General features: G+C 73.5%; 25 protein-coding genes and 1 riboswitch. Of the genes, 5 read left to right on the forward strand and 20 right to left on the reverse strand.

The window, feature by feature from the left end; translation table 11 throughout:
- Window positions 1-4: 4 nt before the first annotated feature.
- On the reverse strand, window positions 5-616 hold the full coding sequence (gene pyrR, locus BX266_RS06370; protein WP_099897936.1) for a bifunctional pyr operon transcriptional regulator/uracil phosphoribosyltransferase PyrR: 612 nt from the start codon (window positions 614-616) through the stop codon (window positions 5-7).
- A 262-nt stretch (window positions 617-878) separates the two neighbouring features.
- Between pyrR and BX266_RS06375 the strand changes: the two genes are divergently transcribed.
- Entirely contained in the window at window positions 879-1,382 is a 504-nt protein-coding gene (locus tag BX266_RS06375) for a transcriptional regulator (protein ID WP_014134541.1), read from the forward strand.
- A gap of 79 nt (window positions 1,383-1,461) precedes the next feature.
- On the opposite strand, the gene BX266_RS06380 is transcribed toward BX266_RS06375, so the two are convergent.
- The 5 genes from BX266_RS06380 to BX266_RS06400 form a co-directional block, all read right to left on the reverse strand.
- Window positions 1,462-2,247 (reverse strand): hypothetical protein, encoded by a 786-nt coding sequence (locus BX266_RS06380; protein WP_099897937.1) that lies wholly within the window; start codon window positions 2,245-2,247, stop codon window positions 1,462-1,464.
- A gap of 183 nt (window positions 2,248-2,430) precedes the next feature.
- Complete coding sequence (locus BX266_RS06385; RefSeq protein WP_099897938.1) at window positions 2,431-3,264, reverse strand: thioesterase family protein; 834 nt, start codon at window positions 3,262-3,264, stop codon at window positions 2,431-2,433.
- Between the two features lie 107 nt (window positions 3,265-3,371).
- Window positions 3,372-3,809, reverse strand: coding sequence for a transcription antitermination factor NusB (nusB, locus tag BX266_RS06390; RefSeq protein WP_099897939.1), 438 nt, complete (start codon window positions 3,807-3,809; stop codon window positions 3,372-3,374).
- Window positions 3,810-3,811: 2 nt separating this feature from the next.
- Window positions 3,812-4,375, reverse strand: coding sequence for an elongation factor P (gene efp, locus BX266_RS06395; protein WP_099897940.1), 564 nt, complete (start codon window positions 4,373-4,375; stop codon window positions 3,812-3,814).
- 75 nt (window positions 4,376-4,450) lie between these two features.
- Window positions 4,451-5,557, reverse strand: coding sequence for an aminopeptidase P family protein (locus BX266_RS06400; protein ID WP_099897941.1), 1,107 nt, complete (start codon window positions 5,555-5,557; stop codon window positions 4,451-4,453).
- A gap of 130 nt (window positions 5,558-5,687) precedes the next feature.
- Between BX266_RS06400 and rpmG the strand changes: the two genes are divergently transcribed.
- Window positions 5,688-5,852 carry a 50S ribosomal protein L33 gene (rpmG, locus tag BX266_RS06405; RefSeq protein ID WP_099897942.1) on the forward strand — a complete coding sequence of 55 codons (165 nt, stop codon included), beginning with the start codon at window positions 5,688-5,690 and terminating at the stop codon, window positions 5,850-5,852.
- A gap of 50 nt (window positions 5,853-5,902) precedes the next feature.
- Window positions 5,903-6,145, forward strand: a complete 243-nt coding sequence (locus BX266_RS06410; RefSeq protein WP_099897943.1) for a type B 50S ribosomal protein L31 — start codon at window positions 5,903-5,905, stop codon at window positions 6,143-6,145.
- A gap of 60 nt (window positions 6,146-6,205) precedes the next feature.
- Here BX266_RS06410 and BX266_RS06415 read toward each other — a convergent pair whose 3' ends face one another.
- Window positions 6,206-6,781: an XRE family transcriptional regulator gene (locus BX266_RS06415; protein ID WP_099897944.1), complete on the reverse strand. Its 576-nt coding sequence runs from the start codon at window positions 6,779-6,781 to the stop codon at window positions 6,206-6,208.
- 117 nt (window positions 6,782-6,898) lie between these two features.
- On the opposite strand from BX266_RS06415, the gene BX266_RS06420 reads away from it, so the two are divergent.
- Window positions 6,899-7,744, forward strand: a complete 846-nt coding sequence (locus BX266_RS06420; RefSeq protein WP_099897945.1) for a DMT family transporter — start codon at window positions 6,899-6,901, stop codon at window positions 7,742-7,744.
- 28 nt (window positions 7,745-7,772) lie between these two features.
- Here BX266_RS06420 and BX266_RS06425 read toward each other — a convergent pair whose 3' ends face one another.
- From BX266_RS06425 to BX266_RS06440, 4 genes are all read right to left on the reverse strand, one after another.
- Entirely contained in the window at window positions 7,773-8,891 is a 1,119-nt protein-coding gene (locus tag BX266_RS06425; protein WP_099907482.1) for a HoxN/HupN/NixA family nickel/cobalt transporter, read from the reverse strand.
- Window positions 8,892-8,921: 30 nt separating this feature from the next.
- Window positions 8,922-9,118, reverse strand: a riboswitch (cobalamin riboswitch).
- An 83-nt stretch (window positions 9,119-9,201) separates the two neighbouring features.
- The gene (locus BX266_RS06430; RefSeq protein ID WP_099897946.1) at window positions 9,202-9,894 is read right to left on the reverse strand and encodes a DUF6445 family protein; all 693 of its coding nucleotides are present in this window, start codon (window positions 9,892-9,894) and stop codon (window positions 9,202-9,204) included.
- 84 nt (window positions 9,895-9,978) lie between these two features.
- Window positions 9,979-10,785 carry an Fpg/Nei family DNA glycosylase gene (locus tag BX266_RS06435; protein WP_099897947.1) on the reverse strand — a complete coding sequence of 269 codons (807 nt, stop codon included), beginning with the start codon at window positions 10,783-10,785 and terminating at the stop codon, window positions 9,979-9,981.
- 72 nt (window positions 10,786-10,857) lie between these two features.
- Window positions 10,858-11,424, reverse strand: coding sequence for a TetR/AcrR family transcriptional regulator (locus BX266_RS06440; RefSeq protein ID WP_099897948.1), 567 nt, complete (start codon window positions 11,422-11,424; stop codon window positions 10,858-10,860).
- 84 nt (window positions 11,425-11,508) lie between these two features.
- Here BX266_RS06440 and BX266_RS06445 point away from each other — a divergent pair, with 84 nt between their 5' ends.
- Window positions 11,509-12,405: an SDR family oxidoreductase gene (locus BX266_RS06445; RefSeq protein WP_099897949.1), complete on the forward strand. Its 897-nt coding sequence runs from the start codon at window positions 11,509-11,511 to the stop codon at window positions 12,403-12,405.
- Window positions 12,406-12,451: 46 nt separating this feature from the next.
- Here BX266_RS06445 and BX266_RS06450 read toward each other — a convergent pair whose 3' ends face one another.
- The 9 genes from BX266_RS06450 to mltG all read right to left on the reverse strand — a co-directional run bounded on the left by BX266_RS06450 (window position 12,452) and on the right by mltG (window position 20,783).
- Window positions 12,452-13,324, reverse strand: coding sequence for an AAA family ATPase (locus BX266_RS06450; RefSeq protein WP_099897950.1), 873 nt, complete (start codon window positions 13,322-13,324; stop codon window positions 12,452-12,454).
- A 47-nt stretch (window positions 13,325-13,371) separates the two neighbouring features.
- Complete coding sequence (aroQ, locus tag BX266_RS06455) at window positions 13,372-13,815, reverse strand: type II 3-dehydroquinate dehydratase (protein ID WP_099897951.1); 444 nt, start codon at window positions 13,813-13,815, stop codon at window positions 13,372-13,374.
- A complete protein-coding gene (aroB, locus tag BX266_RS06460) occupies window positions 13,812-14,900 on the reverse strand; it encodes a 3-dehydroquinate synthase (protein ID WP_099897952.1) in 1,089 nt (362 codons plus the stop codon). The genes aroQ and aroB overlap by 4 nt, the downstream gene beginning before the upstream one ends.
- Window positions 14,893-15,414: a shikimate kinase gene (locus BX266_RS06465; RefSeq protein ID WP_099897953.1), complete on the reverse strand. Its 522-nt coding sequence runs from the start codon at window positions 15,412-15,414 to the stop codon at window positions 14,893-14,895. The genes aroB and BX266_RS06465 overlap by 8 nt, the downstream gene beginning before the upstream one ends.
- A complete protein-coding gene (aroC, locus tag BX266_RS06470; RefSeq protein ID WP_099897954.1) occupies window positions 15,411-16,595 on the reverse strand; it encodes a chorismate synthase in 1,185 nt (394 codons plus the stop codon). The genes BX266_RS06465 and aroC overlap by 4 nt, the downstream gene beginning before the upstream one ends.
- A 185-nt stretch (window positions 16,596-16,780) precedes the next feature.
- Window positions 16,781-17,608 (reverse strand): shikimate dehydrogenase, encoded by an 828-nt coding sequence (locus BX266_RS06475; RefSeq protein WP_099897955.1) that lies wholly within the window; start codon window positions 17,606-17,608, stop codon window positions 16,781-16,783.
- Window positions 17,605-18,090, reverse strand: coding sequence for a GNAT family N-acetyltransferase (locus tag BX266_RS06480; protein ID WP_099897956.1), 486 nt, complete (start codon window positions 18,088-18,090; stop codon window positions 17,605-17,607). The genes BX266_RS06475 and BX266_RS06480 overlap by 4 nt, the downstream gene beginning before the upstream one ends.
- The gene (locus tag BX266_RS06485; RefSeq protein ID WP_099897957.1) at window positions 18,087-18,908 is read right to left on the reverse strand and encodes an ABC transporter ATP-binding protein; all 822 of its coding nucleotides are present in this window, start codon (window positions 18,906-18,908) and stop codon (window positions 18,087-18,089) included. Before BX266_RS06485 ends, BX266_RS06480 begins: the two co-directional genes overlap by 4 nt.
- A 75-nt stretch (window positions 18,909-18,983) precedes the next feature.
- The gene (gene mltG, locus BX266_RS06490) at window positions 18,984-20,783 is read right to left on the reverse strand and encodes an endolytic transglycosylase MltG (protein ID WP_099897958.1); all 1,800 of its coding nucleotides are present in this window, start codon (window positions 20,781-20,783) and stop codon (window positions 18,984-18,986) included.
- Between the last annotated feature and the right edge of the window lie 108 nt (window positions 20,784-20,891).

Below are 20,891 nucleotides of genomic sequence, written 5' to 3' on the forward strand. Positions count from 1 at the left end.
GGTTTTACTCCGGGAGCTCGGGGTCGGCGGCCAGGGCCTGGGAGGAGCGGGCGGCGTAGTCGCGGTCGCCGAGCAGGACGGCGTCCCGGCCGTCGGTCTCGGCGAGCTGGACCTGCACGGCCTCGCGCAGCGAGGTGGGCAGGTTCTTGCCCACGTAGTCGGCGCGGATCGGGAGTTCGCGGTGACCGCGGTCCACCATCACGGCGAGCTGCACGGCGCGCGGGCGGCCGATGTCGCTGAGCGCGTCGAGCGCGGCGCGGATGGTGCGGCCGGAGAACAGCACGTCGTCGACCAGGATCACCAGCTTGCCGTCGATGCCGTCGGCGGGGATCTCGGTGTGCTCCAGGGCCCTGGCCGGCTTCAGCCGCAGGTCGTCCCGGTACATGGTGATGTCCAGCGTGCCGAACGGGATCTCCCGGCCGGTGATCTGGGTGAGCTTGGCGCGCAGGCGGCGGGCCAGGTGGACGCCGCGGGTGTGGATGCCGAGCAGCACGACGTCCTCCGCGCCCTTGGCGCGTTCCACGATCTCGTGGGCGATCCGGGTGACGACCCGGGCGACGTCGGTGGCGTCCAGCACCTGGTGCGGGGCGCGCGGAGCAGAACTGGGTGTGGTCATGCCGAAGCGGACCTCCTTCCCCGCCTCACTGGACGGGTCTTAAAGGATGTCGGGAAAGGTCGCCGGCCGCAGCCGGAGCCTCGCCCATGGTAGCAGCGTGCTGATCCGGGCCTGGTCGGGGCCCGTTCGCACGAGTGCCCCATTCGGCTTGACGCGCCACCCTCACTCTACGTAACCTCACAGTGAGTTACGAAGGTGCTCCACAGAGGGCCTCGTCACTCCCATTTCAGCGCACGCGAAGCAATCTCGTCCGGGGAGATCCATGTCCAGCGACTACGCGAAGCAGCTCGGGGCCAAGCTCCGGGCGATCCGCACTCAGCAGGGGCTCTCCCTGCACGGCGTCGAGGAGAAGTCCCAGGGTCGCTGGAAGGCTGTCGTCGTCGGCTCCTACGAGCGCGGCGACCGCGCGGTCACCGTTCAGCGCCTCGCCGAGCTGGCCGAGTTCTACGGCGTCCCGGTGCAGGAGCTGCTGCCCGGCGGCACCCCGGGCGGCGCCGCCGAGCCGCCGCCGCGCCTGGTCCTCGACCTGGAGCGGCTGACCCAGGTGCCGTCCGAGAAGGCCGGCCCGCTGCAGCGCTACGCGGCGACCATCCAGTCCCAGCGCGGCGACTACAACGGCAAGGTGCTCTCGATCCGTCAGGACGACCTGCGCACCCTGGCCGTGATCTACGACCAGTCCCCCTCGATCCTCACCGAGCAGCTGATCAGCTGGGGCGTGCTGAACCCGGACGCGCGCCGCGCCGTCCGCGAGGAGGACGCCGGCTGACCTCCGTGGTCAGCTGAAGAAACGTCACGGCGGGGCGGGTGGTCGGCAGTCGGCGACCACCCGCCCCGCCGTCGTGCGCTCACACCACGGTGCCGAGGCTGAACCCGGGCCGGGCCGCCACCCCGTCGACCGCGAGTTCGGCCGGCGTCCAGTCGTGGCCGGTGCTCCGCCAGGCCCAGGCCACCTGCCGGTACTCCCCGCACAGCGCGCCGGAGCCCTGCGTCCCGTGCAGCACCGCCGCGCCGGGGAGCTCGCGGTACAGGCCCGCGCAGAGCACCGCCGTCACCAGGTCCAGGTCCTCGTCGTGGATCCGCACCGCGCCGTCCTCCCAGTGCAGCACCCGCGCCTGGGCCTCCAGCGGCCCGGACGGGGCGTCCACCGCGAGCCGGAACTCGTACGCCCCGCAGCCCGCGCCGACCAGCACCCGCCGGAACACCTCTGAGGCCTGCTGGTACGTCCACCGCACCCGCGGGTCGGCAGCCGCCTGCTCGGGCGCGCAGAGCGCGCCGTCCATCAGCAGGTCGGCGTAGCGCAGCGCCAGGCCGCTCTCGCGGGCCCGGACCAGGCGCGGCAGGAAGTCCACCAGGTCCTCGCCGCGGTAGACCACCAGCTGGGTCTGCAGCGGCGGGTTGACCAGGTACCCGTCCCGGGCCGCCTGCTCGCGCGGGTCGAGGCCGTGCAGCAGGCAGTAGTCCGCGAAGTCGTCGGGGTGGAACATCCGGGCCCGGACGGTGCCGTAGTCCTCCACCGCCTCGGCGAGCAGTTCCCCCGCCTCGCGCAGGTAGGTGGCGAAGTCGGGGGCGTCCGTGACGTGCCACTCCCGCACCCGGTCGAAGTCCGCCTCGCCGGTCAGGATGCCCGTCACGAACGCCTCCTCGCTGCGGCGCGCGGACTCTGCACTGCAACGGCGCGGCCGGCGGCTGTTCCTGGACATCGGTGGCTCCCGGGGATCTCGGTCGAGCAACTGCTGACCCATGTCCTCCCCGTCCACACCCGTCCCACACACACGGCCTGTCACAACTCTGCAACTGACCGTGAGGCGGCCCGGCTACTGGCCGCGCGGCACCTTGGCGAGCTGGCGGGACTGGGCGACCAGGCGACCGTCCTGGTCCCAGATCTCGCAGTCCTCCTCGAAGTAGCCGCCGGCCACGTTGCGGGTGGCGTGCGAGACCCGCAGCCAGCCGTCGGCGGGCAACGCCCGGAGGTGGACGGTGAGTTCGATGGTGGGCGCCCAGCCGGGGCGGCCCAGGTCGAAGGTGACCGGCGGCAGCGCGTCGGCGGTCAGCAGCAGCGACAGCGGGTCGGCGGGGCGGCCGTCGGCCAGCCGGAACCAGCCCTGGATGCGCCCCTCCTTGGACGGCTGGCCGAGCGCCCAGCCGACGGTGGCCGGGTCGAGCCGCAGGTCCAGGCGCTCCAGCAGGGCGGCCTGGGCGATGAACTCCTTCGGCGCGTGCTCGACGCCTATGCACTGCTCGGGCGCGGGCAGCACGGGCGGCAGCGCCGTGGTGGCCACCTCCTCGTCGAGCGCGCCGAGGTCGGTGAAGGCGGCGGTCAGCCGCAGCCGCTCCTCGCCGTCCTGGGAGAGGATCGCGCTGCCGGTGGCGAGGGTGCGGCCGCGCCGCACGATCTCGGTGCGGACGGTGGCCGGGCCCGGGCGGGAGGCGGAGACGTAGGTGCCGCTGACGGTGAGCGGGTGAGGGTGGCCGGGTCCGGCCTCCAGGGCGAGGGCGTGGGCGGCGAAGGCGAGCAGCAGGCCGCCGTTGACGCCGCCGCCGATCTGCCAGCCGTCGCCGAGCTCGCCGTCGTAGCGGCCGGGTTCGGAGGGGTGCGGGGTGAGCGCGATGCCCTGGTCGAACTCGAACTCGCTGGTGGTCTCCGGCATGGCTTCGCGGCCCTTCTGCGCATCGGGCAAAACATTACTTGCCAGTAGCTTACGCGCGAAGGCCGCCGGCCCAACAGGTCCGGCGGCCTTCGGGGGCGTGCGGGTGCTCAGCGCCGAATGCTCGGCTTGAGCTCCATGAAGCGGGCGAGCAGGCCGTTCACGAAGGCGGGCGACTCGTCCGTGGAGAACTCCTTGGCGATCTCCACCGACTCGTCCAGCACCACCGCGTCGGGCGTGCCGTCCTCCCAGATCAGCTCGTACGCGCCGAGCCGGAGTACGTTGCGGTCGGCGATCGGCATCCGGTCGAGCGTCCAGCCCACCGCGTAGGTGGAGATCAGGTCGTCGATGGTGCGCGCGTGCTGGGCGTAACCCTCGACCAGCTGCATCGTGTACTCCGCGACCTGCGGAATGCCCTCGTCCGGCCGGGGGTCGCGCGCCCGCGCGATCCAGTCGGCGAGCACCCTCTCGGGGGACACACCGCGGTGGTCCGCCTCGAACAGGATCTGGAAGGCCCGGGTGCGGGCCTTGCTACGAGCAGCGGCCACGATTACTTGACCCGGCCGAGGTAGCTGCCGTCGCGGGTGTCGACCTTGACCTTCTCGCCGGTGGTGACGAAGAGCGGGACCTGGATCTCGGCACCGGTCTCCAGGGTGGCGGGCTTGGTGCCACCGGTGGAGCGGTCGCCCTGCACGCCCGGCTCGGTCTCGGCGATGACCAGCTCGACCGCGGCCGGGAGCTCGACGTACAGCGGGACGCCGTCGTTCTGCGCGACCAGGGCCTCGAAGCCCTCCAGCAGGTACTTGGCGGCGTCGCCGACGGTGGCGGAGTCGACCGGGACCTGGTCGTAGGTGTCCATGTCCATGAAGATGAACGCGTCGCCGTCGCGGTAGGAGTACTGCATCGTCCGCTTGTCGACGTTGGCGGTCTCGACCTTGACGCCCGCGTTGAAGGTCTTGTCGACGACCTTGCCGCTGAGGACCTCCTTCAGCTTGGTGCGCACGAAGGCCGGGCCCTTGCCGGGCTTGACGTGCTGGAACTCGACGACGGTCCAGAGCTTGCCGCCGTCGAGCTTGAGGACCATGCCGTTCTTGAGATCGTTCGTGGTAGCCACGGGCGCACTTACTCCTGATATGTCCGCTGTCAAAGAGCACCAAGCAGGCGCGCCGCCGACGCCCGCCGGAGCGGACTACAACGCGAGGAGCTCCTTGGTGGTGATGGTGAGCAGCTCGGGCCCGCCCTCCTCGGGAGGCCGCACCACGAGCGTGTCCTCGATCCGGACCCCGCCCCGGCCCGGGAGATGGACCCCTGGACCGACGGTGACCGGCACGCGATTGTCCAGTTTACCCATGTCGGCGGGCCCGAGGCGCGGAGCCTCCCGGATCTCCAGGCCGATGCCGTGTCCCAGGGCGTGGACGGACTGCTCGGCGTGGCCCGCGGCCTGGAGGATCGAGCGCGCCGCGTCGTCCGGGACGTGCTGCTCGACGCCCGGCCCGAGCGCCTCCCGGCCGGCCCGCTGGGCGTGGAAGACCAGGCGGTGCAGCTCGACCTGCCAGGCCGCCGGGGCGGCGCCGATGACGAAGGTGCGGGCGGTGGAGATGCCGTAGCCGCGGTACTGCGCGCCGAGCGCGACGGTCAGGAAGTCGCCCTCCTCCACCCGGCGGTCGGTGGGCTGGTGGCGCTCCAGGCCGGAGTGGCTGCCGGTGCCGACGGAGACCGGGAAGGCCGCCCGGTCCGCGCCGTGGTCGATCATCCGACGCTCCAGCTCCATCGCCAGGTGCCGCTCCGTCCGGCCGACCAGGATCGATTCGAGCAGCTCGCCGAGCGCCTGGTCGGCGATCTCGGCGGCGATCCGCAGGTCGGCGATCTCGTGCTCGTCCTTGACCACCCGCAGCCGCTCCACCGCCCGGTCCAGGTCGAGCAGCCGGCGGGCGCCGGCCAGTCGGGCGACCGCGCGGTGCCGGCTGACGGTGAGGTCGTGCTCCTCCACCGCCAGGTCGCCGACCCGCAGCCGGGCTGCGGCCTCGGCCACGGCCTGCGCGGCGTCCGCGTCGGCGGGCACCGGCAGCTGGGTGATCTCCGCCTCCAGCGCCCGCTCCCCCGCGTCCTCGGGGGCGGCGTCCTCGGGCCGGGCGAGCACCGCGCGCTCGCGGGTGAGCAGCAGTGCGGCCCCGCACGGCGGGCAGCCGGTCAGGTAGCGGACGTTGGCGGCGCGGGTGATCAGCGCGGCGTCGGCCCCGGAGGCGCTGCAGTACTCGCGAAGGCGTTCGCGTCGGGCGGCGTGCGCGTCGGACATGGTCCGAGCGTACGAACGGGGGCGGGGGCCCGCCCGTCGGGACGGGCCGTTGGGGAATGCCCCGGGGGCGGGCCGCGTTGTGGCCTGATGAAAACGGCAATCGTTGCCGGGATCGGATCGGGAGGTCCAGATGGCACGCAGCGAGCTGCGACCGGTGATCACGCTCAGGTCGACGGCGGGTACGGGCTTCACGTACGTGACGCGGAAGAACCGCCGCAACGACCCCGACCGGATCGCGCTGCGGAAGTTCGACCCGGTGGCGGGGCGGCACGTCGAGTTCCGCGAGTCCCGCTGACCGCGCGCACGCACCCACGAGCACGTTCGAAGGCTTGAGAAGGAGGAGCAATGCAGCAGGGAATTCACCCCGAGTACCGTCCGGTGGTGTTCCGGGACAAGACCGGGGGCCTCACGTTCCTGACCCGCTCCACCGCCACGAGCGGTCGGACGGTCGAGTGGGCGGACGGCCGCAGCTACCCGGTGGTGGACGTCGAGACGTCCTCGGCGAGCCACCCGTTCTACACCGGGAAGGCCAGGCTGCTGGACACCGCGGGCCGGGTGGAGCTGTACCGGCGCCGGTACGGCGGCTGACGGTGCGATCGAGGGCCCCGGGGCGACCCGGGGCCCTCTCGCATGCCGCCGGCGCGCGGGTCACTTGGCGGGCGGGGGCACCGAGACGACCATGGTGACGCGGCAGGGGGTGTCCTCGGCGTTGCGGTAGCCGTGCGCGGTGACGGCCTCGTAGGAGGCGGTGGAGCCGGCCGGGATGCGGTGGTCGCGGCCGTCCAGGGTGAGGGTGAGGACGCCCTCGTCGACCCGGGCGATCTCCACGGTGCCGGGCGGGTGCGGGTCGGAGGCGTGCGCCTCGCCGGGCTGCAGGTGCCAGGCCCAGAGCTCCAGCGGGCCGGGGGCCTCGGCGCCGTTGAGCAGGGTGCCGCTGCCGCCGCCGGGGCCGGTCCACAGGCGCACGGCGTCCTCGGCGGGGACGATCCGGACGGCCGAGGACTCGTCGTAGTCCAGCAGCCGGGCGATCGAGACGCCCAGCGCGTCGGCGAGCCGGACCACGGTGCCGACGCTGGGGTTGGTGCGGGCCTGTTCGATCTGGACCACCATGCCGCGGCTGACGCCGGAGCGGGCGGCCAGCGCGTCCAGGGTGTGGCCGCGTTCGGTGCGCAGGCGTTTGAGGTTGCGGGCGAGGGCCTGGGTGACGAGGTCGGCGTCCGGCACGGGCAGTCCAATATTCTGGTTGGGTCGGTACAGCCTGGTGAACTATGCTGCGGCGGCACCGGAAAGATCCATCGACTGTACTGCGGAGTCCACCATGCTGTCCGCCTCCCTCGCTTCATGAGCGCCGCCCTCGCCCTGCTCGCCAGCCTGCTCTGGGGCGTCGCCGACTACGGCGGCGGAGCGATCACCCGCCGGATGCCCGCGCTGACGGTGGTGGTGCTCTCGCAGACCGCGGCCGCCGCGGTGCTCGCCGTCGCGGTCACCGCCACCGGCGGCTGGGGCGGGGCCGGAGCGGCGCTCTGGTACGCGGTGGCGGCGGGCGTGATCGGGCCGTTCGCGCTGCTGGCCTTCTACCGGGCGCTGGCGCTCGGGCCGATGGGCGTGGTGTCGCCGCTGGCCACGGTGGGCGTGCTGGTGCCGATCGGCGTGGGCCTGTTCCTCGGCGAACGGCCGGGCGCCGTCCAGGGGCTGGGCATCCTGGTGGCGATCGCCGGGGTGGCGCTGGCCGGCGGCCCGCAGCGCGGCGGCGCGGCCGCGAGCCGGCAGGTGCTGGTGCTCACCCTCGGCGCGGCCTTCGCCTTCGGCGCGGTGCTGGCGCTGATCGCGCACGCCAGCAGCGGCGGCGCGCTGCTGCTCACGCTGTGCGTGCAGCGGCTGACCAACGCGGTGATCGGCGCCGGGATGCTGGCCGCCGCCGCCCGCCGGCAGCCGCTCGGACTGCGGTCCGGCGGGCGGGCGCTGCCGTCGCTGACCGCCGTCGGCGTCGCGGACGTGGCCGCCAACGGCCTGTACGCCGCCGCCTCGCACCTCGGCTCGGTGGCGGTGGCGGCCGTGCTGGCCTCGCTCTACCCGGTGGTCACCGCGCTCATGGCGCGCGGACTGCTGAAGGAGCGGCTGCTGCGGGTCCAGGTGGTCGGCGCCGGACTGGCGGTGGCCGGGACGCTCATCCTGGCCGCCGGCTGACCCGCCCGGGCCGCCCCTCGACGCCCCGTCAGGCCCCTTCGGCCCCGGCGAACGCCCTGGAGCGCCGGGCGATCCGCCAGTAGCCGATCGCGGCGGCCCAGACCACCACGAACAGGCCGACGATCACGAAGCCGACGTTGTCCAGGCTCAGGCCGGCGATCCAGCCGGTCACCGGGTCGGACAGGTCGAACTTGTCGTGCAGCACTGCGACCAGCTCGATGGTGCCGATCACGAACGCCACCGCGATCGACAGGCCGGTGATGGTCAGGTTGTAGTACACCTTGCGGACCGGGTTGGAGAACGCCCACTGGTAGGCGAAGTTCATGAACGTGCCGTCCAGCGTGTCGAACAGGCTCATCCCGGCGGCGAACAGCAGCGGCAGGCACACCACCGCGTACCAGGGCAGCCCGGAGGCCGCGCCGGAGCCCGCCATCACCATCAGGGTCACCTCGGTGGCGGTGTCGAAGCCCAGGCCCAGCACCATGCCGACCGGGAACATCTGGCCCGGCCGGGTGATCGAGCGGGTCGCCCGGCTCAGGATCCGGGCCAGCAGGCCCCGCGAGTCGAGGTGCTTCTCCAACTCGGCCTCGTCGTACTGCCCGGCCCGCATCGCCCGGAACACCCGCAGGATGCCCAGCAGCGCCACCAGGTTGAGCGCCGCGATCAGGTACAGGAACGCCCCGGACGCGGTGGTGCCGATGGTGCCGAGCACCTGATGGGTCGTCGAGTCGTCGTCCATCAGGGTGCCCGCCAGCGCCGCTCCCCCGGCCACCAGGGCGGCCATCACCACCACCATCGAGGAGTGGCCGAGGGCGAACCAGAAGCCCACCGAGACCGGGCGGCGGCCGTCCGCCATCAGCTTGCGGGTGGTGTTGTCGATCACCGCGATGTGGTCGGCGTCGAAGGCGTGCCGCATGCCCAGGGTGTAGGCGGTGACGCCCAGGCCGACGCCGAACACCTGGGTGCCGACCTGGTACTTCTCCGGCACCACCAGGAACAGCAGGGTCCCGAACGCCGCCACGTGCAGCGCCAGGATCACCGCCAGCAGCCCGGCCGTGCGTACGGTGTCCTCGCGCCGCCAGCGGAACGAGGGCAGCGGGGAGCCCGCCGGGCCGGTTCCGGGCAGGGTCGATTCGGACGCGGTCATCCGCGGATCACGCTCCAGCACCTCGTGGATCACTTCGTGAGATGCCGTGGCCGGTCTCCTGGCTGACGGGGTGTTGCGCGCCGGCGCCCGGCCTTCCCGGCCGCGGGCGGCCAGTGGCACGAGGTGGGAGCCGACGACTCCCCGATCACAGTGGCGAGGGCCGCTCCGGACTCCTGTGACGAGCACAGTGCACCGGCTTCCCGAACACCACGGCCCGACCACCGTAGGCCCGGCGGCCGCGTGGCGGCAAGACCGCACCCGGCCCGAGGTGGTGCAGATCACGCCTGGTCAGGGGCGGATTGACGGTCGGTCAGGCCATCCAGAAGAAGACGCAGGTCATCCGCTTCTCGTCCAGGGTCGCCCCGTGGTACTCGGTGGCGGTGTGGATCAGGTTGGCGGTGTAGAGCAGCAGCCGGTTGTAGCGGTGCGGGACGGCCAGGTCCTCGGTGAAGGAGTCCGGCGGGACGAAGCGGGTGCCGAGGGCGTCCACCAGGTTGTTGTGCGGGGCGACCACGCTGTTGCCGCCGAGCCGGCCGCCCGGGAGGCTCTGCCGGTAGAAGCTGGTGCCGCAGCGCTTGGGCACGCCCGGGTTGAGGTACAGCACCGCGGCGTAGCGGCACAGCGAGCGCGAGTCGGTGTGCGGGCGCGGCTCGCACTCCCCCGCGCCCACCACCTGCACGCAGTTGTGGTTGAAGGTGCCGCCCTCGGCCTCGTCCAGCGCCCAGATCCGCGGCGCCCCCACGGTCTCCCGGACCAGCTTCTCCACGTGCGCCAGCTCGTCCGGCTCCAGGCCCGGCATCGCGCGCAGGCCCGGCCAGGACTCCGGCTTGTGCGGGTAGCCCTCGTCCCAGTCGGTGCGGGCGAGGTGGCGGGCGCGCACCGCGTCCGGGTCCGGGAGGACGTCGTCCAGCACCCAGTAGTCACGGCCCTTGGTGGGCTTGCGGTACGGCAGGACGGGGAGCGCCGGGGTCGGGCGCGGGCCCTGGAACGGTTGTGCGGGCATGGACCCGACAATAGGAGCGCCGTTCTGGGCCCTCGCCCATGACCGGGTCAACCTTGCGTCAAGGCTTGGCCCGGCGACGAACCGTCAGCTCTGCTGGCAGCGCGGGCACCAGAACAGGTTCCGGGCCGCCAGTTCCTCGGTGCGGACCGGGGTCTCGCACACCAGGCAGGGCTGGTCGTGCCGCCGGTACACGTACACCTCGCCGCCGTGGTCGTCCACCCGCGGCGGCCGCCCCATCGCCTCCGGGGTGTGCTCCGGCCGGACGGTGTCGATCCGCCCCGCGGCCACCCCGTCGTGCATCAGCGCCACCAGGTCCGACCAGATCGCGTCCCACTCCGCGCGGGACAGCTCGCGGCCCGCCCGGTGCGGGCTGATGCCCAGGCGGAACAGCACCTCCGCGCGGTACACGTTGCCGACGCCCGCCAGGATCTTCTGGTCCATCAGCAGGGCCGCCACCGTGCTGCCGCTGCGCGAGATCCGCTGCCAGGCCGCGTCGCCGGGCTCGCCCGGGCGCAGCGGGTCCGGGCCCAGGCGGCGGTGGACGGCCGCCTTCTCCGCCGGGGTGAGCAGCTCGCAGGCCGTCGGGCCGCGCAGGTCCGCGTAGCCGCCGTCGTTGACCATCCGCAGCCGGACCTGCCCGACCGGCGCCGGGGCCTCGCCCGCGCCGAACTCGTACTTCCCGTACAGGCCCAGGTGCACGTGCAGCCAGTCCTCGCCGAACCCCAGGAACAGGTGCTTGCCGTGCGCCTCCGCCTCCTCCAGCACCCGCCCGTCGATCAGCGCCGCCCCCTCCGCGAACCGCCCCTGCGGGCTCGACACCCGCACCTCGCGACCACCGAACAACTCCGCGTTCTGCCTGGCCAGGCGGTGGATCACATGCCCCTCGGGCACCGGCGTCAACTCCTCGGTCGATCTGGCGTGAGAACCCCATTCTCCCAAACCGCTCCGACACCCGGCGGCGGGTCAGAGGGCGGCGGCGGCCTCGCGGAGGCTGGCGAGTTCGGTGCGGGCCAGGGTGGTGAAGTCCTGGTCGGGGTGGGCGGTCCAGCGGGCGAGGGCGGTGCGGAGGGCGAGGAGGGTGAGCTCGGCGGTCAGGGTGGCGGTGGGGTCGCCGACGCCGCGGGCCCGGAGGGCGGCGGTGAGCGCGGTGGCGAGCGCCTCGCGCTTGAGGAGTTCGCGTTCCGTCAGTTCCGGGTTGGCGGCGACCACCTGCTGGCGTTCGCGGACGGTGGCGTGGCGTTCGGGGCGGAAGGCGTGGGCGCCGGCGGCGGCGAGGGCGGCCTCGGCGAGCCGCCGGGGACCGGCCTCGGGCGGGGCGGCGGCGATCGCGTCGGTGAGCAGGCGGGCCAGGGCGTCCCCGCCGGACAGCACCTCGCGCTTGTCGGCGAAGTGCCGGAAGAACGTGCTCTTGGCCAGGCCGGCGCGCTCCGCGATCTCGGCGACGGTGGTGCGGTCGTAGCCCTGGCGGACGAAGAGTTCGAGCGCCGCGCGCTCCAGTCGTCCGCGCGCGTCCGGGTCCCATCTGGCCATGGTCCGGAGTCTACGTGACGAGACTTGGTCGCATCACTGGGCTATGGTGATGGGACAAGGTCTCATCACTCGGAGGTTCCTGCCATGCGCGTCTTCGTCACCGGAGCGACCGGCCACCTCGGCTCCGCCCTCGTCCCCGAACTGCTCGCCGCCGGCCACCGGGTCACCGGCCTGGCCCGCTCCGACGCCTCCGCCGCCGCCCTCACCGCCCTCGGCGCGGACGTCCGCCGCGGCGACCTCGACGACCTGGACGGCCTGCGCGCCGCAGCCACGGCCGCCGACGGCGTGGTGCACCTGGCGTTCAAGCACGACCTGATGGCCGGCGGCGACTACGCCGGCGCGATCGCCGAGGACCTGAAGGTGGTGCGCACCCTCGTCGAGGCGCTGGCCGGCACCGGAAAGCCGCTGGTCGGAACCGGCGGGACGGGCGCCGGCGGCGCACCCGGGCAGCACGCGGTGGAGAACCGGGTCGCGCCCGGCGCGCCGCGGACGGAGGCCGAGCAGGCCGTCGTCGGCGCCGCCGCGGAAGGCGTGCGCTCCTCCGTGGTCCGGCTCCCCCCGGTGGTGCACAGCCCGCTCGACCGGCACGGCTTCGTCCCCACCCTGATCCGGATCGCCCGCGCCACCGGCGTCTCCGGCTACCTCGGCGACGGCGCCAACCGCTGGCCCGCCGTCCACACCCTCGACGCCGCCCGCCTCTACCGCCTGGCCCTCGACCACGCCCCGGCCGGCGCCCGGCTGCACGGCGTCGACGACCAGGGCATCCCGTTCCGCGAGATCGCCGAACGCATCGGCATCCGCCTCGGCGTCCCCGCCGCCCCCGTCGACGGGGACCGGGCCGCCGACCACTTCGGTTTCCTGGCCGGCTTGGTCGGCCTCGACCTCCCCGCCTCCGCCGACGCCACCCGCAGTCTGCTGGACTGGCACCCCGAACACCCGGGCCTGCTCGACGACCTCGACGAGGACCACTACTTCGCCTGACGCCCCGTCACCGCCGCGGCCGCGGCGACCGGAGCGCCTGGGCCCGTCAGCGGGACCGGAGGCGGGCCAGGACGGCCTGGTCGAGGGCGGCGGCGGTCTCGGGGACGGTGAGGTTGGAGTTGTCGATGATGGGGAGGCCTGAGGTGCGCCAGCCGGCCATCCGGCCGTGGATCCGGGCGACCTCGTCGTCGGAGAGGCGGCGGTTGCCGGCCCGTTCGGCGTTCCGGGCGAGGACGCGGTCCAGGCCGGGGAGCAGCACGACCGGGATCATGCCGGGCCCGATGTGGCGCTTCCAACCGCCGAGGCCGATCGCGGGTCGGTCCGGGAAGACGGCGTCGTCGATGATGCACGAGATGCCGTTGGCGAGGTAGTTGCGGCAGGCGAAGCCGCAGGTGCGGCGGGCCAGCCGGTACTGGGCCTCGGAGGCGGTGTTCCAGCCGGACTGCGGGTTGGCGAAGCCGGACTGGACCCATTCGCGGACGTCGTCGAGGCTGATGTGCGCGGTGGGCGTCGGGCGGCGTTCGGCCCAGTGACGGGCGACGGTGGTCTTGCCGGCGCCGGCGGGGCCGATCAGCAGGACGGCGATCGGGCCGGTCGGCACGGGTGCGGGCATCGAGGGCATCGGTGGCGGCGGGGCCGGGAGTTGGACGGTGCCGCCGGTCGGCAGCAGGAAGTGCCCGGTGCCGCCGGCGGCGACCGGCGGGACGGCCTTCAGCGGGACCGTCGGCCGGTCCGGGCGGTGCTGGGCCGGCCCGAGGGTCGGGATGGCCTGTGTGGCGGCGGGCAGCGCCGGTACGGGGTAGGGCGGTTGAGGGGCCGTCGGATACGGGGACGCGGCCGGTCGGGGCGGCACCTGGCCCCCCGCACGATGGCTCTCCGCGTACTGGCTCACCGTCACCTCCCTGCGCCGAATGTACACGTCGGCCCGGTGGCGGGCACAAGTCCGCCACCGGGCCGACGGGTCGCTCAGCGGGCGGTGAGCTGCTCGGCGAGGGCGCGCAGGGCGAGCTCGTAGGAGCCGAGGCCGAAGCCCGCGATGGTGCCGGAGGCGACCGCCGCGATCACCGAGGTGTGCCGGAAGGTCTCGCGGGTGTACGGGTTGGAGATGTGCACCTCGATCAGCGGCGCGGTGCGCTGCGCGGCGGCGTCCCGCATGGCGTACGAGTAGTGCGTGAACGCGCCCGGGTTGATCACCACGGGGGTCCCGGCGTCCGCTGCCTCGTGCAGCCAGCCGACCATCTCCGCCTCGGAGTTGGTCTCCCGGACGTCGACGGCGAGGTTGAGCTCGGCGCCGAGGGCGGTGCAGCGCGCGACCAGCCCGGCGTACGAGGTGGAGCCGTACACGTCGGGCTCGCGGGAGCCGAGCCGGCCCAGGTTGGGGCCGTTCAGGACCAGCACCGGCGTGGTCATCCGGAGACCTCCGCGTAGGCGGCCACCAGCAGCGACGGGTCGGGGCCCTCCAGGATGGAGGTCTTGGCGAGGCCGTCCAGGACCACGAAGCGCAGCAGGTCGCCGCGGGACTTCTTGTCGATCTTCATGGCGTCCAGCAGCTTCGGCCAGGCGTCCGCCCGGTAAGTCAGCGGCAGGCCGACCGAGGCCAGCACGGCCCGGTGGCGGTCCGCCGTGGCGTCGTCCAACCGCCCGGCCAGACGGCCGAGTTCGGCGGCGAAGACCATGCCGATGGAGATCGCCGCGCCGTGCCGCCACTTGTAGCGCTCGTTGCGCTCGATGGCGTGGCCCAGGGTGTGGCCGTAGTTGAGGATCTCGCGGCGGCCGGACTCCTTGAGGTCGCCGGAGACCACGTCGGCCTTGACCTGGATGGCCCGCCGGATCAGCTCCAGGGTGTGCGGGCCGGCCGGGGAGGCGGCGGCCTCCGGGTCGGCCTCGATCAGGTCGAGGATGACCGGGTCGGCGATGAAACCCGCCTTGATCACCTCGGCCAGGCCCGAGACGTAGTCGTGCTTGCCGAGGGTCTCCAGGGTGCCCAGGTCGGCCAGCACGCCCGCGGGCGGGTGGAAGGCGCCGACCATGTTCTTGCCCTCGGCGATGTTGATGCCGGTCTTGCCGCCGACCGCCGCGTCCACCATGCCGAGGAGCGTGGTGGGCACCGAGATCCAGCGCACCCCGCGCAGCCAGGTGGCGGCGACGAAGCCCGCCAGGTCGGTGGTGGAGCCGCCGCCGAGGCCGACGATCACGTCGCTGCGGGTGAAGCCGGTCTGGCCGAGCACCGACCAGCAGTACGCGGCGACCTCGGCGCTCTTCGCGTCCTCGGCGTTCGGCACCTGCAGGGCGATCGCCTCGTAGCCCTGCGCGGCCAGGTCCTCGCGGATCGCCTCGCCGGTGGCCTCCAGCGCCTCCGGGTGGATGACCGCGACCCGGCGGGCCTTCGGGCCGATCAGCGGGGCGAGTTCGCCGAGCAGCTGATGGCCGATCAGCACCTCGTAGGGGGCGTGGCCGTCGGTGCCCGCAACGGGAATCCTGACGATCTCAGACATGAGGGTCCTTCAGCTCCAGTGCTTCGAGTACGGCGTCGGCGACCTGCTCCGGCGTGCGGTCCTGGGTGTCGACCACGGCGGTGGCGACCTCCAGGTACAGCGGCCGGCGGGCCTCCATCAGCTCGCGCCAGCGGGCCCGCGGGTTGACCGCGAGCAGCGGGCGGGGGGCGTCCAGGCCGACCCGCTTGACCGCGTCGGCGAGCGCGACCTCCAGGAACACCACGGGCAGCGGGGCGAGCACGGCGCGGCTCTCCTCGGCCAGCACCGCGCCGCCGCCGAGCGCGAGCACGCCGGGGTGGTCCGCGGCGGCGGCCCGGACGGCGTCCCGCTCCAGCTGCCGGAAGTGCGGCTCGCCCTCGTCGATGAAGATCTCCGGGATGGGCTTGCCGGCGGTCCGCTCGATGTCGGCGTCGGTGTCGCGGAACGGCAGGCCGAGACGCTCCGCGAGCACCCGCCCGACGGTGGACTTGCCACTGCCGGGCGGGCCGACCAGCACGATGGCCGGGGCGGTCACCGGACGATCAGGTTCTCGAGGTACGACTGCACGTTGCGGCGGGTCTCGGAGACGTTGTCGCCGCCGAACTTCTCCGCCACCGCGTCGGCCAGCACCAGCGCGACCATCGCCTCGGCGACGATGCCGGCCGCCGGGACGGCGCACACGTCGGAGCGCTGGTGGTGCGCCTTGGCGGGCTCGCCGGTGCGCACGTCCAGGGTCTGCAGGGCGCGCGGGACGGTCGCGATCGGCTTCATCGCGGCGCGGACCCGCAGCAGCTCGCCGGTGGACAGGCCGCCCTCGGTGCCGCCGGAGCGGCCGGAGGTGCGCCTGATGCCCTCGGGGGTGGGGACGATCTCGTCGTGCGCCTGCGAGCCGGGGATCCGGGCCAGGTCGAAGCCGTCGCCGACCTCGACGCCCTTGATCGCCTGGATGCCCATCAGGGCAGCGGCCAGCCGGGCGTCCAGCCGGCGGTCCCAGTGCACGTGCGAGCCGAGGCCGACCGGCACGCCGTACGCCAGCACCTCGACCACGCCGCCGAGGGTGTCACCGTCCTTGTGGGCCTGGTCGATCTCGGCGACCATCGCCTTCGAGGCGTCGGCGTCCAGGCAGCGCACCGGGTCCTCGTCCAGGCGGGCCTCGTCGGCGGGCAGCGGCAGCACGCCGGCCGGGGCCTTGGCGGCGGCCAGCTCGACCACGTGGCTGACGATCTCGATGCCGCAGGTCTCCTTGAGGTAGGAGCGGGCGACCGCGCCGAGCGCGACCCGGGCCGCGGTCTCCCGGGCGCTGGCGCGCTCCAGGATCGGCCGGGCCTCGTCGATCGAGTACTTCTGCATGCCCGCCAGGTCGGCGTGGCCGGGGCGCGGGCGGGTCAGCGCCTCGTTGCGGGCCAGGCCCGCGAGGATCTCCGGGTCGACCGGGTCGGCCGACATGACCTGCTCCCACTTCGGCCACTCGGTGTTGCCCACCATGATCGCCACCGGCGAGCCCATGGTCTCCCCGTGGCGGACGCCGCCGAGGAAGGTCACCTCGTCCTGCTCGAACTTCATCCGCGCGCCGCGACCGTAGCCGAGCCGCCGGCGGGCCAGCGCGTCGGCCACCATGGCGGTGGTGACCGGCACCCCGGCCGGCAGGCCCTCCAGCGTCGCGACCAGAGCGGGGCCGTGCGACTCCCCCGCCGTCAGCCAGCGCAAGCTACCCACCGAAAGCTCCTTCGTCAGCGGCCCGCACCGCGAACGGCGGCCGGTCCGGCGTGTCGTGCTGCCCGGTCGCGGAGCGCGACGGGGCACCACCGATCCTTTCACGTCCCGCAGGCCACCGGGGTCACGGTCCGCGTGGCGGACATCCGGCGTCCGCGATCGCGGCCGGTCCGGGCCGGCCCGCGGGGTCAGCCTGCCAGCGCCGCCTCGCCTGCCGCTCGCATCGCGGCCAGCGGCCCGCGCGGCACCCCGGTGAACCGCTCGAACTGGAGCACCGCCTGATGCACCAGCAGGTCCAGCCCGCCCAGCACGGTGCCGCCGCGCTCCAGGCAGGCCGCGGCGAGCTTGGTCGGCCACGGGTGGTACAGCACGTCGAACAGCACGCCCGGCGCGTCGGTCAGCCCGGCCGCGAAGGCGTCGGTGGCCCCGACCGGCGTGGTGGACACCGTCAGCGGTCCGGCCAGCGCCCGGGCCGACTCCGCCCAGTCCGCGGTGCGCACCGGCACGGCCAGCTGCTCGCCCAGCGCCCGCATCTCGGCGGCCCGTTCGGCGCTGCGCACGTACACCGTGACCTCGCCGTCGCAGAGCTGGCCGAGCGCGGCGAGCGCGGAGGAGGCGGTGGCGCCCGCGCCCAGTACGGCGGCGGACTCCACCCGGTCGACGCCGCGTTCGCGCAGCGCGTTGACCAGGCCGGGGACGTCGGTGTTGTGGCCGTGCCGGCGCCCGTCGGCGTCGAACACCACGGTGTTGACGGCGTCCACGGCGCGGGCGGTGTCGCTGACGGTGTCCAGCAGCGGCCGGATCGCCCGCTTCAGCGGCATGGTGAGCGACAGGCCGGCCCACTCGGCGGGGTCGAGGGCGGTGACGAACGCCTCCAGGGTCGACTCGTCGATCTCGTGGCGGCCGTAGTGCCAGTCGGTGAGGCCGAGCGCGGCGTAGCCCGCGGTGTGCAGCACCGGCGAGAGCGAGTGGGCGATCGGCGAGCCGAGCACGGCGGCCCGGTGCTGACTGGTCACGAGGCGGCCTTCCGGGAGTCCGGGGTTCGAGGGGTGCGGTGCAGGTACACGTCGACCGGGTCCTCGGCCTCCAGCGCGAAGCCGTGCCGTTCGTAGAGCCGCCGGGCGGGGCTGCCCTGCAGCACGTTCAGCCGGACGTCCAGGCCGTCCAGGTCCGCGCGCTCCAGCGCGGCGCGCAGCACGGCGGTGCCCACGCCGCGGCCGTGCAGCGCCGGGTCGAGGTAGAAGTGCTCCAGCAGCAGGGTGCCGGCCCGGTCGTCGGGGCGCACCGCCACGCAGCCGGCCGGCGAGGGGAAGCCGGGCACCTCGACCACCGAGGTGTGCTCGGGCCGGTACGCGTCGCGCAGCCGCTGGCGGACCTTGTGCTCGTCGTATCGGCCGAGGCGCTCCAGGTCGGGGCGCATCGCCGCGGCGCGCAGCTCGACCAGCGGTTCCAGGTCGGCGGCGGTGGCGGGGCGCAACTGCCAGGCGGGGGCGGTCACTCGGCGCCCCGGCGGGTGCGGGCGGTCCAGCGGCCCTCGCTGTGGCCGATCCGGATCGGGTGCCGGAAGCAGTCGGAGACCAGCTCGGTGGTGAGCACCTCGGCGGCCGGGCCGGCGGCGGTGACCAGGCCGTCGCGCAGCAGCAGGGCGTGGCTGGTGCTCTCGGGCAGCTCCTCCAGGTGGTGGGTGACCAGCACGGAGGCCACCTCGGGGAAGCGGCGGCGCAACTCGTCCAGGCTCTCCAGGAGTTGCTCACGAGCCGTCAGGTCGAGTCCGGTGGCGGGCTCGTCGAGCAGCAGCAGCCGGGGCTCGGGCATCAGCGAGCGGGCGATCAGCACCCGGCCGCGCTCGCCCTGCGAGAGCGTCGTCCACGGGCTCTCGGCGCGGTGGCCGATGCCCAGGGTGCGGATCAACTCCTCGGCGTGGTCGAGCTGTTCGGCGGTCGGCTTGCGGAACGGGTCGGGCTCGATGGACTGCGTGGTGCCGGTCAGCACCACCTGGCGGACCGTCAGCGGGGAGCGCAGCGGGTGTCGCGGGTTGACGTGCCCGAGGTGGCCGCGCAGCTCCCGGACGTCAACCCGCCCGAGCTGCCGGCCGAGGACCTTGACCGTCCCGGCCGTGGGGTGCTCGACCGCGCCGAGCAGCGACAGCAGGGTGCTCTTGCCCGCGCCGTTGGCCCCGAGCACCGCCCAGTGCTCCCCCGCCCGGACGGTCAGCGACACGTCCGTCAGCAGGTACTGCCCGCCGCGGACCACGTCGACGTGCGCGGCCTCCAGCAGGGCCGGTTCGGACGGGTGCGGCGTCTCCGGTGTCTCCATTCGGATCACGCTACCCGCTCCCCCCGGCCGTCCCGCAAAGCCATATCGACTGGCGGACGGCCGGGTTCCGCCCGGTCAGGAGCTGCAGGTGACGGACTTGGAGTCGAACTTGAGGCCGCGCGAGATGCACCAGTTCTTGGTGTTCTCGGCGTGCTCGGCGCCGGTGGCGGCGAACTTGGTCTCCTGCGGCGACACGGCCAGCCAGAACACCCAGTCGCCCGGAGTCGGGTTGAGGACGGCCTGCAGCGCCTCCTCGCCGGGGTTGCCGATCGGGGTCGGCGGCAGGCCCGGGTTGATGTACGAGTTGTACTTCAGCGAGCCGTCGTTGATCTCCTGCGAGGTCAGCTTGGTGCGGCCGAGCTGGTACTGCAGGGTGGTGTCCAGCGCGAGCTTGTGCTGGGTGACGTTGGTGGTGAGGCGGTTGGAGATGGCGCGGGCCATCTTGCCGAAGTCCTCGGAGTTGTTGCCCTCGGCCTGCAGGATGCTGGCCTCGGTGACCACCTCGTAGGCGTTCTTCAGCCCGATCTTCTGCGCGGCCTCGTCCAGCTTGAGGTCGTTGTAGTGCTGGACCGCGCTGGCCACCATCTGCTTCAGCAGGTCCTCGGGCTTCATCCCGTCGGTGACCGAGTAGCGGGCCGGGAAGAGGAAGCCCTCCGGGTTGTTGTTGGCGTACGCGGGCAGGCCCAGGCTTACGGCCTGGCTCTTCGCGATGTTCGCGGTGGTGCCCGGCGGGACCTTCAGCTTGCCGTCGATCTTGGTGTAGATGTCCGTGGACTTCATGCCCTCGGCGAAGACCAGCACGTTGCCGCCGTTGGACTCCACCAGCTCGTTGACGGCCGCCGCGGCGGACATCTGGTGGCGCAGCGTGTAGATGCCCGGCTGGATGCTGCGGCCCTTGGGGTTCTTCTCGTAGGCCGCGCTGAACGCGCCGATGCTCTTGACCACGCCGGCGTCCTTCAGCGTCTTGCCGATGTCGCCGCCGCCCGCGCCTTCCTTGACGGTGATGTTCACCGAGCCGGCGCCGTCGCCCTTGAAGTCCGGCGGCGGGCCGAAGTTGTCCTGGTAGAAGCCGTAGCCCCACCAGCCGGCGCCGCCCATGCCGCCGAGCAGCACCAGCGCGACCACCAGGCAGGCGCCGCGGTTGCGGCGGCCGGACTTCTTGCCCTTCTCCTTGCGCTTGCGCTCGGCCTCGCGCGAGTTGTCCTCGTCGGCGAAGAAGGAGTCGTCCTCCTCCTCGTCGTACTCGTCCTCGGCCCACTGCTCGTGCTCGTCGAGCTCCTCGGCGGGCTCGGCGACCCGGGCGCCGGGCACGGCCGACGGGTTGTCGAGGGCGGCGGCCTCCGCCTCCCAGTCGATGCCGTCGGGGCCGGGACCGCTCACCGGTGCCGGCTGCGGCGCGGGACGCTGCTGCTGCATCGCCTGCTGCGGCTGCTGGCCGTAGCCCGGCCGGCCCGGCTGATGGCCGTACTGGTCGCCCATCGGCATCTGCTGCTGGGGCTGCTGCCCCTGCTGCGGGAAGCCCTGCTGCGGGGCGAACCGCCCCTGCTGCATCCCGGGCTGCTGGACGAACTGCTGCTGCCCGCCCAGGCTCTGGCCCTGCTGCGGATACCCCTGGGGGTGCTGCTGCCCGTAGCCCTGCTGCTGCGGGTAGCCCTGCTGACCCATCGGCATCTGCGGCTGGCCGCCCTGCGGGTAGCCCTGCTGACCCATGCCCTGCGGCTGGACGAACTGCTGCTGGCCGCCGAGGCTCTGGTCCTGCTGCGGGTACCCCTGGGGGTACTGCTGCTGCTGGCCGTACGGGGCCTGGGGTTGCTGTTCCCCGGGGTACCACGGCTGGTCGCCCTGGGCGCCGTAGCGCCCGCTCTGATCAGTCATCGTTCCCCTTACAGCGTCCAGGGTGTCCGTCGAACCGGCGTGCTAGGGACCAGCACGTGGTGGGAGACGTTACCGTACCGCAGCGTAGCCAAAATCCGTCAGTGCCCG

This window comes from Streptomyces sp. TLI_171 (assembly GCF_003610255.1).
Lineage (GTDB): Bacteria > Actinomycetota > Actinomycetes > Streptomycetales > Streptomycetaceae > Kitasatospora.